General features: G+C 71.4%; 14 protein-coding genes. 5 read left to right on the forward strand and 9 right to left on the reverse strand.

The features are described 5' to 3' along the window. The 4 genes from H2038_RS04250 to H2038_RS04265 form a co-directional block, all read right to left on the reverse strand. Positions 1-934: secretin N-terminal domain-containing protein (locus H2038_RS04250; protein WP_292109478.1), on the reverse strand; the 934-nt coding region annotated here is incomplete at its 3' end. Beyond that, on the reverse strand, positions 934-1776 hold the full coding sequence (locus H2038_RS04255) for a type II secretion system protein N (protein WP_292109480.1): 843 nt from the start codon (positions 1774-1776) through the stop codon (positions 934-936). The genes H2038_RS04250 and H2038_RS04255, both read right to left, overlap by 1 nt. Positions 1777-1957: 181 nt before the next feature. Then, positions 1958-4612: a TonB-dependent receptor gene (locus tag H2038_RS04260; RefSeq protein ID WP_292109482.1), complete on the reverse strand. Its 2655-nt coding sequence runs from the start codon at positions 4610-4612 to the stop codon at positions 1958-1960. A gap of 82 nt (positions 4613-4694) precedes the next feature. After that, on the reverse strand, positions 4695-6209 hold the full coding sequence (locus tag H2038_RS04265) for a hypothetical protein (RefSeq protein ID WP_292109484.1): 1515 nt from the start codon (positions 6207-6209) through the stop codon (positions 4695-4697). Between the two features lie 269 nt (positions 6210-6478). On the opposite strand from H2038_RS04265, the gene H2038_RS04270 reads away from it, so the two are divergent. The 5 genes from H2038_RS04270 (at position 6479) to H2038_RS04290 (ending at position 9184) form a co-directional block, all read left to right on the forward strand. Beyond that, positions 6479-7138 carry an A24 family peptidase gene (locus H2038_RS04270; RefSeq protein ID WP_292109486.1) on the forward strand — a complete coding sequence of 220 codons (660 nt, stop codon included), beginning with the start codon at positions 6479-6481 and terminating at the stop codon, positions 7136-7138. Positions 7139-7223: 85 nt separating this feature from the next. Continuing rightward, the gene (locus H2038_RS04275) at positions 7224-7595 is read left to right on the forward strand and encodes a helix-turn-helix transcriptional regulator (RefSeq protein ID WP_292109488.1); all 372 of its coding nucleotides are present in this window, start codon (positions 7224-7226) and stop codon (positions 7593-7595) included. A gap of 103 nt (positions 7596-7698) precedes the next feature. Continuing rightward, on the forward strand, positions 7699-7974 hold the full coding sequence (locus H2038_RS04280) for an SWIB/MDM2 domain-containing protein (protein WP_292109490.1): 276 nt from the start codon (positions 7699-7701) through the stop codon (positions 7972-7974). Next, positions 7971-8828 (forward strand): SDR family oxidoreductase, encoded by an 858-nt coding sequence (locus tag H2038_RS04285; RefSeq protein ID WP_292109491.1) that lies wholly within the window; start codon positions 7971-7973, stop codon positions 8826-8828. Before H2038_RS04280 ends, H2038_RS04285 begins: the two co-directional genes overlap by 4 nt. An 11-nt stretch (positions 8829-8839) precedes the next feature. Beyond that, complete coding sequence (locus H2038_RS04290) at positions 8840-9184, forward strand: hypothetical protein (protein WP_292109493.1); 345 nt, start codon at positions 8840-8842, stop codon at positions 9182-9184. A gap of 31 nt (positions 9185-9215) precedes the next feature. On the opposite strand, the gene H2038_RS04295 is transcribed toward H2038_RS04290, so the two are convergent. The 5 genes from H2038_RS04295 to H2038_RS04315 are packed head-to-tail and all read right to left on the reverse strand — an operon-like array spanning position 9216 to position 13998. After that, positions 9216-10589 carry a UDP-glucose/GDP-mannose dehydrogenase family protein gene (locus H2038_RS04295; RefSeq protein ID WP_292109495.1) on the reverse strand — a complete coding sequence of 458 codons (1374 nt, stop codon included), beginning with the start codon at positions 10587-10589 and terminating at the stop codon, positions 9216-9218. Beyond that, on the reverse strand, positions 10586-11524 hold the full coding sequence (locus H2038_RS04300) for a beta-xylosidase (protein ID WP_292109497.1): 939 nt from the start codon (positions 11522-11524) through the stop codon (positions 10586-10588). The genes H2038_RS04295 and H2038_RS04300 overlap by 4 nt, the downstream gene beginning before the upstream one ends. Beyond that, positions 11521-12309: a TIGR04290 family methyltransferase gene (locus tag H2038_RS04305; protein ID WP_292109499.1), complete on the reverse strand. Its 789-nt coding sequence runs from the start codon at positions 12307-12309 to the stop codon at positions 11521-11523. The genes H2038_RS04300 and H2038_RS04305 overlap by 4 nt, the downstream gene beginning before the upstream one ends. Beyond that, the gene (locus tag H2038_RS04310) at positions 12302-12898 is read right to left on the reverse strand and encodes a histidine phosphatase family protein (protein WP_292109502.1); all 597 of its coding nucleotides are present in this window, start codon (positions 12896-12898) and stop codon (positions 12302-12304) included. The genes H2038_RS04305 and H2038_RS04310 overlap by 8 nt, the downstream gene beginning before the upstream one ends. Beyond that, the gene (locus tag H2038_RS04315; protein WP_292109504.1) at positions 12895-13998 is read right to left on the reverse strand and encodes an inositol-3-phosphate synthase; all 1104 of its coding nucleotides are present in this window, start codon (positions 13996-13998) and stop codon (positions 12895-12897) included. The genes H2038_RS04310 and H2038_RS04315 overlap by 4 nt, the downstream gene beginning before the upstream one ends. Between the last annotated feature and the right edge of the window lie 280 nt (positions 13999-14278).

Genomic DNA, 14278 nt, shown 5'->3' on the forward strand with positions numbered 1-14278 from the left:
GACCCCGGCGACCGCCAACGCCAGCCCGGCCGCCGCCGTCGGCGGCGGCCGGGCTGGCGTTGGCGGTCGCCGGGGTCGGCTGCTGGCCGACGATCTGCTGCAGCACCGGCAGCAGCTGCTCGGCGTTGGCGTGCTCGAGGAACACCACCTTCACGTCGTCGGCGGACTCCGCGCGGCGGTCGAGATCCTCGATCAGCGGCCGCACCCGCGCCACCGCCGCCGGGTCGCCGCGCAGCACCACCGAGTTGGAGCTCTCGACCGGCGTCACCGAAACCATGCCCTGGCCCGGCTGCCCGCCTGGCGGGGCCAGCACGGCCTGCATCACGGCCGCGATCTCGCGCGCCGAGGAGTTCTCCAGCGTCACCACCTCGAAGCTGGCCCGGTCGACGTCGATGCGGCCGATCAGGGCGCGGATGCGGGCCAGGTTGTCGGCGAAGTCGGCCACGACGACGCTGTTGGCGCCGGGGTTGGGCAGCACCTGACCCTGGGCGCCGACCAGCGGACGGATGGTCTCGGCCGCCGAGGTCGCGTCGATGTGCCGGAGCTGGAACACCTCGGTGGCGAAGCGCTCGGCCCCGACCGTGGCCGGTCCCTGCGCCGCCGTCGCCGCCGGGCTGATGCGGTAGGCGCCCGAGGGCGTCGGCGTGACCACCAGGCCGTTCGCGCGCAGCGTCGAGAGGAAGACCTCGAACAGCTCGTTCCGGCCCAGCGGCCGCTCGCTCGTCACCGTCACCGTCCCGGTCACGGCGGGGTCGACGATGAAGGTGCGGCCGGTGGAGCGCGCGACGTCCTGGATGAAGGCGCGGATGTCGGCGCCCTGCACGTTCAGGGTCTGCCGCCCGGACTGGGCCATGGCCGGCGCCGCCGACAGCGGCCCCTGCGCCGCCAGGGCGGCCGCGAGGGCGAGACGGGAGAGTGTGCGGCGAAGTCGCATCAGCGGCCTGTTCCCAGTGTCAGAGTCTGTTCGACGCCGCCGCGCTCGACGCGCAGCTCGACGTTGGTCGCGCCGGCCAGCCGGTCGCGCAGCCCGGCGATCCGGGCGGGATTGTCCAGTCGCTCGCCGTCGACGGCGACGACCACGTCGCCGGTCCTCAGCCCGGCCGAGGCCAGCGGCCCGTCAAGCGCGCCGGTGACGGTGAAGCCGTCCACCCGCAAGCCCTTCATGCGCGGGCGCAGACCGGCCTGGGCGGCGACGCGCGCCGGATCGACGGCGGCGGCGGCCGGCGCGGGCGCCGGCGGCTCGGGCGTCACCGTCTGCGGGGTCGCCGGCGGCGGCGGCGGCGGGGCCGCGCCCACCGGGGTGTCGCTGAAGATCAGCCGCGTGACCGAGGCCCCGCGCGCGAGGGTGACGAAATCCGGGCCGACCGATTGCAGCACCAGCCCCGGCTCGACCTCTTCCCCCGTCGCCACCGAAACCTGTCGGCCGTCGGCCAGGCCGATGATCGCGGATCCGCCGCCGGCGCCGTCGGCGCGCACGCCGTACAGGCGCATCTGACTGCCCCCCGCGGCCGTCGCCTCGGCGAGGCTGCCTTGGGCGCCGGTGCGGAAGAAGGCGTCGAAGCGTTGGAAGACGGCGTAGTCGACGGGCTTCGCCGACGGCCGGGGCGCGTCCGTCGCCGCCGCCGGCGGCGGCTCGAGGAAGATCCAGACCAGCCGCCCGGCCTGCACGGTCAGCGCCAGCACGAGGGCGACCTCGACCGCCAGCCGGAGCCGGTCCGGCCGCGCCGCCAGCTGCTGGCGGATCCCGCTGCTCCAGTTCTGTATCGCACCGATCACTGGGCCGCCCCGCGGGCCCCGACGGCCCGGGCCGACTTCTAGAACGATCGTCCGTGTCCGGGCTTCACGGCCGGATGACGCCGAAGAGAACTTGCCGTGACGGTTGCACCGGACACGGAGCGATTGTCGCGCAAACGTCGCCGGCGAGGGGGCGGGCTCGCCACCCCCTCGCCGGCTGCGATCAGAAGCGCGCGGTCAGGCTGGCCGAGACGCTCGAACCGAGATCGTAGCTGTTGATCCGGATCTTGTTGCCCAGCTCCTGATGCTCGTCGAAGTCGGTGCCGAGCAGGTTGCGGAACTCCAGCGCCAGGCCCAGTTCGCGGCCCATGACGTCGAAGTCGCGGCGGTAGACGAAGTCGAGGAAGACGCCCGGCTCCTGGACGTAGTCCGGCTCGCGCACCCCGCCCTGGCCGGCGCCGCGCGCGGTGATCCGCTCGCTCACGTAGTTGACGATGATCGTCGCCTGCGACCGGGCCACGTCGTCTTCCCAGCCCAGCTGCAGGTTGGCGACGTGCTCCGACTGACCCTGCAGGCGGCTGCCGTCGGTGACGAAGAACTGCGCCGGCGAGGGGGCCCCGCCGCCCGACAGGTCGTAGACCACGTCGTCGGCGCCGGCCATCACCTCGGAGTCGGACCAGGTGTAGTTGGCCTGCACCAGCCAGCGCTTGTCGGAGATGAAGGCCATGCCGGCCTCGGGGAACTCCCAGTACTTCTTGGCCTCCAGCTCCGCCCCGAAGATGCGGGCCTTGGGCGCGTTCAGGTAGGACTGCTGGCGGGTGTTGCCGACGTCGACGACCACCGCCTCCACCGGACGCTCCAGATCCTTGAAGAAGACGCCGGCCGTCAGATACTGCTGCTGGGCGAAGTACCATTCGTAGCGCGCGTCGACGTTCAGGATCTCGGTGTCGACGAGGTAGGGGTTGCCGATGAAGGTCCGGTCCGACTCGGGATCGGTGTAGGCCTGCGGCGCCAGCTCGCGGAACTGCGGACGGCCGATCGTCTTCGACGCGCCCAGACGCAGCTGCATGTCCTCGGCGAAGTTCCACGTCACCGTCGCCGACGGCAGCCAGTACTGCTCCTCGATGGTCGTCGGGGCGTAGGGCGCCGCGCCTCCGAACAGGTCGCGCGGAGTCACCGACTGCTCGCCGTCCTCGTAGCGGACGCCGACCGTGGTGCGGACCAGCGGCACGATCTCGGCGTCGACCATGGCGTAGGCCGCGTTGACCTGCAGGTCGGCGTCATAGGCGCTGGCGCCGTTGGTGCCGGCGATCTCGCGGATTTCGAGCGTGGTCGGGTTGATGTTGAAGTCCGAGAACAGGAAGTCGACGCGGGACTTCCGTTGCTCGTCCGTCAGCCCGTTGACCGCCACGAACTGCAGGTCGCGGCGCTCGGCCTCGCGGCTGTTGTCCATCGAGGCGACGCCGACGCTGAACACCGCCTCGCGGGCGTCGGACAGCGGCAGCACATAGCTCAGGTCCACGCCGCCCGACAGCAGGTCGTCGTCCAGCTCGGAGAACGAGATCAGGTTGCCCTGGACGTTGTGGATGTAGTCGCCGGCCGCGTTGACCCCGTACTGGAAGCGCGTCTCGTACGGCGCGTCGCGCGAGGTCGTCGCCCAGGCCACCCGCCAGTCGAGGCCCAGCGAACCGTCGGCGAACCAGTGCTCGCCCGCCAGCTGGGTGCTGAACAGCTGCCGCACGAACCACTCGGTGTAGTCGTTGCGGATCACGCCGCCGCCGGCGTCGAAGTCCGGCCCCGCTTCCGTGCGGGCCTCCTTGGTGGTGTTGCGGACGAACAGGTTGGTCCACTTCACCTCGTGATCCGGCCGGCTCAGCGACAGGGAGGTCAGGAGGTTCAGCTGCACGTCATTCTGGTTCGACTCGGTGGCGTAGCTCGTCACCGGCACGAGGTCGGTCCCCTGGAACTGGCCCTTCTCCCGCACGCCGTCGCGGTGCCGCCAGCTGTTGTCGTAGCCGGCGGCGACGACGAGGCCGAGCGTGCCGAGGCTGGAGTCCGAGGACAGGCCGCCGGCGAGGTCGACGCCGAAGTCGACCGGGGTGGTCTGCCGCTGCAGCAGGCGCAGCGGCGCGTTGACCAGCGACTGACCGATGGTCTGCAGCTCGTTGGCGGTGAAGGCGCCCGGGGCGATCTGCTGACCCGAGGCGAAGGCCAGCGCCAGCGGACCCGGCACGTCGCGGGTGCCGTCGTCGAAGCTCGTCCAGTCGGAGTCGGAGCCGTAGTAGACCAGCCCCTCCTTGTTGGTGGTCTCGGAGTGGGCGCCGACCGAGGCGCCGAAGCTGAAGAAGCTGTCGGCGGGAGCGTCGATGGTCTCGAGGTCAAGGACCCCGCCGCCGAACTCGCCCGGATAGTTGGCCGAGTAGGACTTCTGGACGGTGACGCCCGCCAGGATGCTGGACGGGAACAGGTCCAGCGGCACCACCCGCTGCAGCGGCTCCGGGCTGGGCAGCGGCGAACCGTTGAGCAGGGCCGACGAATAGCGCTCGCCGAGGCCGCGCACATAGACGAAGCGGCTGTCGACGACGGTCAGGCCGGTGACCCGCGCCAGGGCGCCGGCCGCGTCGCTGTCGCCCGTCCGCTGCAGGTCCTCGGTGGTGAGGAAGGCCGCGACTTCGGAGCTTTCGCGGTTCGGCTCCGGAATGTTCCGGCCCAGCACCACGATCTCGTCGAGGGTCGAGCTCTCGTCTTCCTGCGGCTCGGCGGTCTGGGCGGCCGGCGCCTGTTGGGCGGCCGGAGTTTGGGCGAAGGCCGCGGCCGGCGCGACCAGGGCGCTGGTGGCCAGCAGGACCCCGCTCAGGGTCAGGGAGAGAGTCTTCATGATCGACGCCTTGAAGGGAGTTCGGAGGGGGACGCGACGGCTCGGGCGGCGGCCCCGGAGGGCCGCCGCCACATGTCCGTGATCAGCAGGGCTGACCGTCGGTCAGGCCGCAGGTCCAGCCGCGCCACCAGGTGTCGGAGGCGTTCTGGACGGCGCCGATGTAGGTCGTCGGCGTGAACCAGCTGTAGACCGCCGACGCGTTGGTCGGCGTCACCGCCGCCTCGTTGGCGCCGTTGATGAAGGTCAGCGTCTGGTTCGAGATCGAGGTGCCCGAGGCCGGCGCGGTCAGGGTCGAGGTCCCGTTCGCGGTGTTGCCCGTGCCGGCGGTGAAGACGGCCTGCGAGGCGGCCGCGTTGCCGGGACGGTACGGGATGGCGCACGACATGAACACCGAGGTGAAGGTCGGCGCCACAGACTGGGTGTCCGCGTCGGCGATGGCGAGGCAGCCCGCGGCCGAACCGGCGACGTTCGTGAACACCGAGTTGATGATCGTCGGATCGGTGCCGGTGTCGAAGTGGGCGACGGTGTGGGCGTCGGACGGGGCGTTGCGGCCGACCAGCGTCCAGTTGGCGATCTTCGGCTGCGAGTTGTAGCGCGAGGCGATCGGGATCGAGGTCGGGGCCGAGGAGAACTCGAAGCCGGCCGAGCGGCTGGTCGAGTTCGGGGCGCGCTGGGTGACGATCCCGAACTGGGCGCCGCCGCGCCAGCCGGTGTCAGTGTCCAGACCGTCGTCGTCGGCGCCGTTGATGACGATGTGGCGCAGGTTGACGTTGCCGCCGAAGATTTCGATGCCGTCGTCCGAGCTGTTGTACGACTGGACGTACTCGATGGTCGTGCCCGAGCCGACGCCGGCCAGGGTCAGGGCCTGCAGCTCGTTGCCGGTCGAGATCTCGAAGCCCGAGTACTTGATCTGGACGTAGCGCAGGCGGCCCGAGTTATCGGCCGGGGTGTTGCCGCCGTAGAAGGCGCTGGTGCCCTCGACCTGGCCGGTGCAGGTGACCGGGGCGGTCAGCTGGCAGTTGGCCTGCGGCGCGCGGCCGGCGATGACGATGCCGCCCCACTGGCCCTGCGAGTTCGCCGTCGCGGTGCCTTCGATGTTCTGGCGGCTGGTGAAGATGATCGGGTTGGAGGCGGTGCCTTCAGCGAAGATCTGCGAGCCGCGGTTGACCAGCAGGTAGTCGTTGCCGCTCGAGGCGAAGATGCGGACGCCGGCCTCGATGGTCAGGATGCCCTGGGTGCTGCCCGCGATCGGGGCGGCGGGATCGACGCCGCGGTCGGTGCCGACCGAGGTGCGGCCGCTGATGGCGTAGATGGTGCCGGCGCGCAGCGGCACCGTCAGGTTGCCGTCGATCTGCTGCGGCAGCTGGCAGACGCGCAGGGTGTTGTTGGCGATGAGGCCGACGTTGGCGAAGCCGGTCGGGCAATCCGCGGCCGGGGTGCCCGGGGGCGGAGTGGTCGGGCCGCCGCCGCCGCCGCCGCCGCCGTTGCCGAAGTCGCCCTCGCCGGGCGAGGCCACTTCGGCGCCGCCGCCGCAGGCGGCCAGGGCGAGGGCGCTGGCGGAGATCGCCAGAAGGGTTGTCAGTCGGAGGCCGGTCATCGTTTTCACCGTGTCTGGTCCAGAGGTATGGCTCGACAGGTGCGACCCGACGCACATTCACGTCGTGACGACTGAGATCGCCCCCTGCCCGGGCCTTGGCTAGACGGACCATGTGACACCGAGGACGCCGAACGGTGACGGTTGGCGCGCGCTTGTGTGAAGTTGTTTTCGCCGTTCGGTGAAAGTCGCTCCCGGTACGGCGCGATCGTCACAAACCTGCGGTAGCGCACCGGCCGGGCACGGCTGACAGCCGGGCCGACGGAGGTTCGATGGGCTTTCTCTCAGCATATCCGCCGGCGGCCCTGCTGGGCCTGGCCGGTCTGGCGATCGGCCCCGGGCTCGCCTGGACGGCCCGTCGCCTGCCGCAGGGCGCGGCGGCGCAGAGGGACGCCTTCCCGATGCGCTACCTCCTCGCCGCCGCGGTCGCCGCCGCCGTCGGCGTCGGCGCCGGCGTGGTGGAGAGCTCCGCGTCGGCGGCGGTGGTGACCGCCCTGCTGGGCTGGCATCTGCTGCTGATCGCCCTCGTCGACGGCGAGCACTACTGGTTGCCGGACCGGCTGACCCTGCCCCTGCTCGTCGCCGGGTTCGCCGCGGCCGCGGCGCTGGAGCGGCTGACCCTGCTCGATTCCGCGATCGGCGCGATCGCCGGCTTCGCGGTGCTGTGGCTGCTCGCGCGCGCCTACCGGGCGGTTCGCGGTCGGGAAGGGCTCGGCGGCGGGGATCCGGTGCTGCTCGCCGCCCTCGGGGCCTGGACCGGCTGGCAGGGCCTGCCCGCCGTCCTGCTCTGGGCGGCCCTCGCGGGACTGGCGGTCGTGCTCGGCCGCGCCGCCGCCGGTCGTCCGATGGCGGCCGCGGATCGCGTGCCGTTCGGCATCTTCCTGGCCCTCGGCGGCTGGCTGGTCTGGCTGCTCGGCCCGCCGGGCCTGTGACAGTCGCAAACCCGTTGGCGAACTGACAAGGAACCGACGACAGGCCGACGCAAATCTGTGGAACGGCCGCGCTAGGTCTGCGGTGATGACCGCGACCCGCAAGACCGACGCCGCCGCCGAGGCCCACTCCAACCGCCTGCTCGGGCAACGGCTGGCCCTGTTCCGCGCCGCCCGCGGCCTGCGCCTCGCGGACGTGGCCGAATCGGCGGGCGTCGGGCTGCAGCTGATCCAGCGCTATGAGTCCGGCGAAATGGCGGTGCCCTTCGGTCGCCTCGTGCGGCTGGCGGAAGCGCTCGGGGTCCCGCTCACCACCCTGCTGGGCGACACCTTCGACGGCGAGGCCGGAGAGGCCGCCGACGCCGGGGCCGTGCTCCAGATCGCCCGCATCGCCGGCCGGCTCCCGCCGGCCAAGCGCAGCGTCCTCGCCGCCATGGCGCGGGAGCTGGGCCGCCCCTGAGCGTCGGCGCCCCGCCGGCGGCGGGGGAACGTCGCCGCGTCTGCGTGGTTGGTCTGGCGGGCGGCGCCCTCCCGCGCCGTCCGCGCAACAGGGAGACGCGAAGATGAGCCCGAACCAAGGACCCGGCGCCGGCGAGGAGAACGACGGCCTGCACCGTCCGCTGAACCTGTCCCCGGAACTCTCGCAGGTGGTCGGCGACGGCCCGATGGGCCGGGCCGACGTGGTCAGCGGCCTGTGGGACTACATCAAGAAGAACGACCTGCAGGACGGCCAGGAGATCCGCGCCGACGAGCGGCTGAAGGCGGTGTTCGGCAAGGACCGCTTCGACATGTTCGAGATGAACGAGAAGCTCAACGATCACCTGGAGGAGGCGGAGTGACCGACGACCCGCGCCCGCCCTTCCCCGACCAGCCCCAGCCGGTCCCTGGCCGGACCGAGCAGATGGAGCCCCGCCCGGACCACGGCGAGGACAGCTACCGCGGCTCCGGCCGCCTCGAAGGGAAGGCGACGATCATCACCGGCGGGGACAGCGGCATCGGCCGCGCCGTCGCCATCGCCTTCGCCCGTGAGGGAGCCGACGTGCTGGTGTCCTATCTCGACGAGCACGACGACGCCGAGTCCACTCGCCAGCTGGTGGAGGCGGCGGGGCGAAAGTGCGTTCTGGTCCCGGGCGACATCGCCGATCCGGCCCACTGCCGCCGCATCATCGACGAGGCGGTGGGCGCCTTCGGGCGGCTGGACGTCCTGGTGAACAACGCCGCCCACCAGATGACCTTCGATGCGCCGGAGGAGATCAGCGACGAGGAGTGGGACCGGACCTTCCGGGTCAACATCCACGCCATGTTCTATCTGGTGAAGGCCGCCCTGCCCCACCTCGGGGAGGGGGCGTCGATCATCAACACCACCTCGGTCAACGCCGACACGCCCAGCCCCCAGCTGCTGGCCTATGCGACCACCAAGGGCGCGATCCAGAACTTCACCGGCGGCCTGGCGCAGCTGCTGGCCGACCGCGGCATTCGCGTGAACTGCGTCGCGCCGGGCCCGATCTGGACGCCGTTGATCCCCTCGACCATGCCGAAGGAGAAGGTCGAGAACTTCGGCAAGCAGGTCCCCATGCAGCGCCCGGGACAGCCGCGCGAACTGGCGCCGGTCTACGTGATGCTGGCCGGCGACGAGGCCAGCTACGTCTCCGGCGCGACGGTCGCGGTCACCGGCGGCAAGCCGATCATCTGAAGGAGCAGGACATGGCCGAACAGGGCATGATCAACGACACCGGCAAGGCCGGACACCACGATCGCAACAAGGTGGAGGGCGAGGGGGCGGCGAACGCGTCCGGCGCGCCTTCGACCAGCGGCGGCGCGGAGGGCGTCACCGCCCGCGACCCCGACGCCCGACCCGACGTCGATCTGTCAGGACGGACGGCCCCGTCGCTGCGCGGCGCCGCCGCCGCCCCGGGCGAACACGACCCCGCCACCTCGACCTTCGAGCCCGGCGGCGACAAGATCTCCAATCCGGACGTCGACGCGGACTCCATGACCCGCGAAACCGTCGGCGAGGACCGTCGCGGCTCCGGCCTCCCCGGCCGCTGAGCCGCCCGCCGACGCCGCCGCCGCGCCCGGTTCAGGCCGAGGCGCTGGCGCGGCGTTCGGCGTCGGGACGGCTGCGGACCCGTCCGGTCGCCGCCGCGCCCTGCACCGCCGGCCGGCCGAGCGAGACGTAGTCCAGCCCCGCCCGGGCCGCCTCGGCCGGGTCGAACAGGTTGCGCAGGTCGATCAGGCGCGGCGTCTCCATGCCTTGGGCCAGCCGCTCCAGATCGAGCGTTCCGAACACGCCCCACTCGGTCAGCACCACCACCGCGGCCGCGCCCTCCGCCGCCGCATAGGGATCGTCGCAGAAGGCGACGCCCGGCAGCAGGTCCCGCGCCGCCTCCATCCCCTTCGGATCGTACGCCCGCACCCGCGCGCCGCGCTGCTGCAGGCCGGGGATCAGCTCCAGCGCCGCCGCCTCGCGCATGTCATCGGTGCCGGCCTTGAAGGTCAGGCCCAGCACGCCGACGGTGCGGCCTTCCAGATCGCCCGCGACCGCCGCCACCCGCGCCGCCAGCAGGCGCTTGCGCTCCCGGTTGGCCTCGGCCGCGGCGCTGACAACGCGCAGCGGCTGCCCCGCGGCCGCGCCGGTGCTCAGCAGGGCCTCGGTGTCCTTCGGGAAGCAGGAGCCGCCGAAGCCGGGCCCCGGCTGCAGGAAGCGCGGCCCGATGCGCGCATCCAGCCCCATGCCCTCCGCCACCCGCGCGGCGTCGGCGCCGATCTCCTCGCACAGGTCGGCGATCTCGTTGATGTAGCTGATCTTGACCGCGAGGAAGGCGTTGGAGGCGTACTTGATCAGCTCCGACGTCCGCCGGTCAGTCAGCAGCAGCGGCGCTCCGGCCTCGGTCAACGGCGCATAGACGCGGCGCATCACCTCCGCCGCCCGCCGGTCGTCGGCCCCGACCACGATCCGGTCGGGCTTCATGAAGTCCCCGATCGCCGCGCCCTCGCGCAGGAATTCGGGGTTCGAGACCACCGCCACGTCGGCCGCCGGCGCGTCCGCGGCCAGGATGGCCTCGATCTCGTCTCCGGTCCCGACCGGCACCGTCGACTTGGTCGCCACCACGGTGAAGCCCGACAGGTGCGGCGCGATCTGGGCGGCGGCGGCGCGGACGTAGCTGAGGTCCGCCGCGCCATCCGGGCCGGGGGGCGTGCCGACGGCGATGAACACCGCCGCCCGGTCGACCACCGCCTCGGCGAGGTCGGTGGAGAAGCGTAGCCGGCCGGCGCCCCGGTGGCTGCCGATCAGTTCGATCAGTCCGGGCTCGTAGATCGGGCATCCGCCGCAATTGAGCAGGTCGATCCTGGCCTGGGAGGTGTCGACGCAGACCACCTCGTGCCCCAGCGCCGCCAGGCAGGTTCCGGTCACCAGACCCACATAGCCGGCGCCGATCACCCCGATCTTCATGCCACTTCCCTCGCTTCAACCGGTTGCTGCGACGGCGCGACCGCGCGCCGCGGCGCGTAGCGCTCGACCATCTCGACGCAGAAGTCCGCGAACTCCTGCGCCTCCTGCGGCGGACTCGTGTGATGGGGCTCGATCCCCCGGTGCTCCGGGGTGAAGCAGAAGGTCACCGTGGTCTCGAATTCCGCCAGCGCCTCCATCTGCCGGTCGAACCAGTCCAGCGCGCCCTCGCGATAGCGATCCGCCCACGAGAGGCCGGTGCGCACGTGGCGCACGCCCAGCTGCCGGAACCACCGCACCGCCTCGTCGAGCCGGTGATCGTGGAAGTGGAACCATTGGCACAGCCCCATCTGCCCGGCCCAGGGGGCGAAGGCTTCCGCCGCCGGCTTGGGCGACCCGTCCTCGCGCAGCAGGCCCATGTGGAAATGCCGGTAATAGGACGACCCCTCCGCCTCCTTGTGCCGGGTCGTCGCCTCCCACGCCCGGGGCAGGTCGTAGAGGCTGTACCAGTGGATGCGCGGCGCCTGGCCGACCAGCAGTTCGGCCGTCTTCTTCACGCCCCAGGCCTGCACCTCCTCCGAACCGAAGGAGGAGACCCCGACCTCGGTCACCCAGACCGGCTTCTCGGTGACCGCGCGGATCTCGGCCACCTTGGCCGGCCACGCGTCGATGGCCCACAGGTTCCAGTCCAGGGGGAAGCCGTGCACCGCGACCGCGTCGACGTGGTCCAGCGCGCCCTTGGCCTCCAGCCGCTGCAGGAAGAAGGGATCGATCGGCGACATGCCGCCCAGCACCCGCGGCAGCTCCGGATTGGCGGCGTGGATCGCCCCCCCGGTCAGCCGGACCATGTCGGCGAACCGGTCCCATTCGGGGTCCAGCAGCGGATCCCAGTGGGACTTGTTGTTCGGTTCGTTCCAGATCTTGACCGCTTCGATCATGCCCTGCCTCCCTGGCTGTCGTGTCCGTTCGTCGGCCCTCCCCGCGCCGGATAGGCCGCGCCCAGCGGCGGCGTGGCGCCCCGCCGGCACAGGAAGACCTCGCTCTCCGGATGATCGACGATCTCGAACCCGGCGCTGCGCAGCATGGCGGCGCTGCAGGCGGCGTTCGGCGCCCACCAGTTGGTCCAGTCGTGCGCGTAGCGATGCTCGATGAAGTGCAGCTTCGGATAGCCGGGGGCGTCGAAGTGCGCCGTTTCCTCGAACGGATAGTCCTCGGCCACCGGCAGGACCTCGTCCGGGCCGCGCTGCATCGACTGGAACAGCAGCAGGTCGTCGGCGACGTGCTCGTGGATCAGGTCCAGCGCCAGCAGCGGGTGACGCAGGTGGTACAGGACGCCCATGAAGATCACGAGGTCGAACCGCTCGCGCAGCGCCGCGAGGTCGTAGACCGACAGCTTGCGGAACTCGATGTCCGCCCCTTCGACCTCGGCCGCGAACCGCGCCTGCTCCAGGTAGCGGTCGTCGAAGTCGACCCCCAGCACCCGCTCGGCGCCGCGCCGCTTCATCTCCAGCGAATAGAAGCCGGCGTTGCAGCCGATATCCAGCACCGTCTTCCCGGTCAGGTCGGCGGGGATGGCGTGCGAGAAGCGGGCGAACTTGTTGGCCGGGTAGTCGTACAGGAAGTGGTTCGGCGCCGTCCGCACCCCCTTCAGGTCCATGTTGTGGAACCAGTCGCCCAGCTCGGCCACGCGGGCGCGGATCTGCTCCCGGGTCAGTTCAGCCATGAGGGACCTCGTTCATCGTCTGGAGTTTCAGGTCGCCGTCGTCGCCGACGGAGAGGGTGGTGATCGAGCCGGGGCTGATCTCGAAGCGGTGGTGGGCGCGCATCGACAGGCCGGTGGCCAGGCCGACCGCGGCCTTGATGACGTCGCCATGGCTGACGCCGACCACCACGCCGGCGTCGCCCGGGAGCCCGCGAAGCCAGCGCTCGAGCCGCGCGCCGACCTCGTCCATGGTTTCGCCGCCGGGAGCCCGGACCTCGTCGCGGCGCGCGTTCCACTCACGCCAGTGCGGATCGCCGTCCAGCTCGCCGAAGGGCAGGCCGCTCCAGGCGCCGAAGTCGATCTCCAGCAGCGCCTCGTCCTCCGCCAGGGGCGCGCCGGACGCGGCCGCCACCGCCTCGGCCGTCTGCCGCGTGCGTTCGAGCGGGCTTGTGCAGACGAGCCGGACGCCCGCGCCGGCCAGCCGCCGCCCGACGGCGGCCGCCTGCGCCAGTCCAGCGGCGCCCATCCGCACGCCCGGCGTCCGCCCGCAAAGCCGCCCCTGCAGCTGGTCGTGAACTCCGTGGCGCACCAGGTGGATGATCGTCGTCACGAGACCAGGCGGGGGGCGGGCTGGTCGCGCCCGTCGATGAAGTCGAGGGTCCGCAGCCGCGCCTCCTCGTCGGTGAACTGCTCGGGCGGCGACTTCATGAACCAGCTCGACGGCCCGATCAGGGGCCCCGCGACGCCGCGGTCCATCGCCACCTTGGCGCAGCGCACCGCGTCGATGACGACCCCGGCGCTGTTCGGGCTGTCCCACACCTCCAGCTTCAGTTCGATGTTCAGCGGCGCGTCGCCGAAGGTGGTGCCCTCCAGCCGGATGTGCGCCCACTTCCGGTCGCTCAGCCACGGCACGAAGTCGCTGGGCCCGACGTGCACGTCGTCGGCCGGCAGGGGCACGTCCAGCTGACTGGTCACGGCCCGGGTCTTCGACACCTTCTTCGACGACAGCCGCTCGCGCTCCAGCATGTTCTTGAAGTCGGCGTTGCCGCCGAAATTGAGCTGGTACATCCGGTCGATGCGCACGCCCCGCTCGCGCATCAGATTGGCCAGCACCCGGTGCACGATGGTCGCCCCGACCTGGCTCTTGATGTCGTCGCCCACGATCGGGAGGCCGCGCTGACGGAATCTTCGCGCCCAGTCCGGGTCGGAGGCGATGAACACCGGGATGCAGTTGACGAAGGCGCAGCCGGCCTTCAGCGCCGCCTCGGCGTAGAACTCGGTGGCCCGCTGCGACCCCACCGGCAGCCACGAGACCAGCACCTCGGTGCCGCTGCGCCGCAACGCCTCGGCGACATCGACCGGCGTCTCCTCCGACTCCTGGATGTCGCCCGCCATGTACTGGCCGATCCCGTCGAGGGTCGGGCCGCGCATCACCGGCACCCCGATCTCCGGGGGCGTGGCGAAGCGGAGGGTGTTGTTGGGATCGGCGAAGATGGCCCGCGAGACGTCCGAGCCGACCTTGGCCGCATGGATGTCGAAGGCCGAGGCGATCTCCACGTCGCCGACGTGATAGCCGCCCAACTCCACATTCATCAGTCCCGGAGGCGGCTCGTTGCCGGCGGCCTCGGCGTAGTGGGTCAGGCCCTGCACGAACGACGAAGCGCAATTGCCGACGCCGACCACGCCGACGCGCACTTTCTTCCGGGCCATGAGCATCTCCGTTCTCCGGCCGCGATGCGCAAGCCGGACCGTGAGAGAAGGATCTACAAAGCTTCTGGTTCCAGTACAGCTTGAGCCTTGCTGTAGTAAGCTTTGCCGTTAGGCAAGATGACTGCGGTTCCTGCGACCTCATAAACCAAGTCATTCCTGACGGTTGCCGCCCTGTGATCAGTTGCCGACATAGGGAATTCGGAACCAACCGGTAGAAGAAGCTGTTGCCACGCTGAACCTTCACCAAATCGGGAGCGGCAGCACGATGAGGAATCAGCGC

The sequence above is a fragment of the Brevundimonas sp. genome, from assembly GCF_013912005.1.
Taxonomy (GTDB): domain Bacteria; phylum Pseudomonadota; class Alphaproteobacteria; order Caulobacterales; family Caulobacteraceae; genus Brevundimonas.

What these genes read in the sequence shown, in the direction of transcription:
- H2038_RS04260 (WP_292109482.1), bottom strand. Translation starts at nt 4,612, where the DNA reads ATGAAGACTCTCTCCCTGACCCTGAGCGGGGTCCTGCTGGCCACCAGC.
- H2038_RS04265 (WP_292109484.1), bottom strand. Translation starts at nt 6,209, where the DNA reads ATGACCGGCCTCCGACTGACAACCCTTCTGGCGATCTCCGCCAGCGCC.
- H2038_RS04270 (WP_292109486.1), top strand. Translation starts at nt 6,479, where the DNA reads ATGGGCTTTCTCTCAGCATATCCGCCGGCGGCCCTGCTGGGCCTGGCC.
- H2038_RS04275 (WP_292109488.1), top strand. Translation starts at nt 7,224, where the DNA reads ATGACCGCGACCCGCAAGACCGACGCCGCCGCCGAGGCCCACTCCAAC.
- H2038_RS04280 (WP_292109490.1), top strand. Translation starts at nt 7,699, where the DNA reads ATGAGCCCGAACCAAGGACCCGGCGCCGGCGAGGAGAACGACGGCCTG.
- H2038_RS04290 (WP_292109493.1), top strand. Translation starts at nt 8,840, where the DNA reads ATGGCCGAACAGGGCATGATCAACGACACCGGCAAGGCCGGACACCAC.
- H2038_RS04295 (WP_292109495.1), bottom strand. Translation starts at nt 10,589, where the DNA reads ATGAAGATCGGGGTGATCGGCGCCGGCTATGTGGGTCTGGTGACCGGA.
- H2038_RS04300 (WP_292109497.1), bottom strand. Translation starts at nt 11,524, where the DNA reads ATGATCGAAGCGGTCAAGATCTGGAACGAACCGAACAACAAGTCCCAC.
- H2038_RS04305 (WP_292109499.1), bottom strand. Translation starts at nt 12,309, where the DNA reads ATGGCTGAACTGACCCGGGAGCAGATCCGCGCCCGCGTGGCCGAGCTG.
- H2038_RS04315 (WP_292109504.1), bottom strand. Translation starts at nt 13,998, where the DNA reads ATGGCCCGGAAGAAAGTGCGCGTCGGCGTGGTCGGCGTCGGCAATTGC.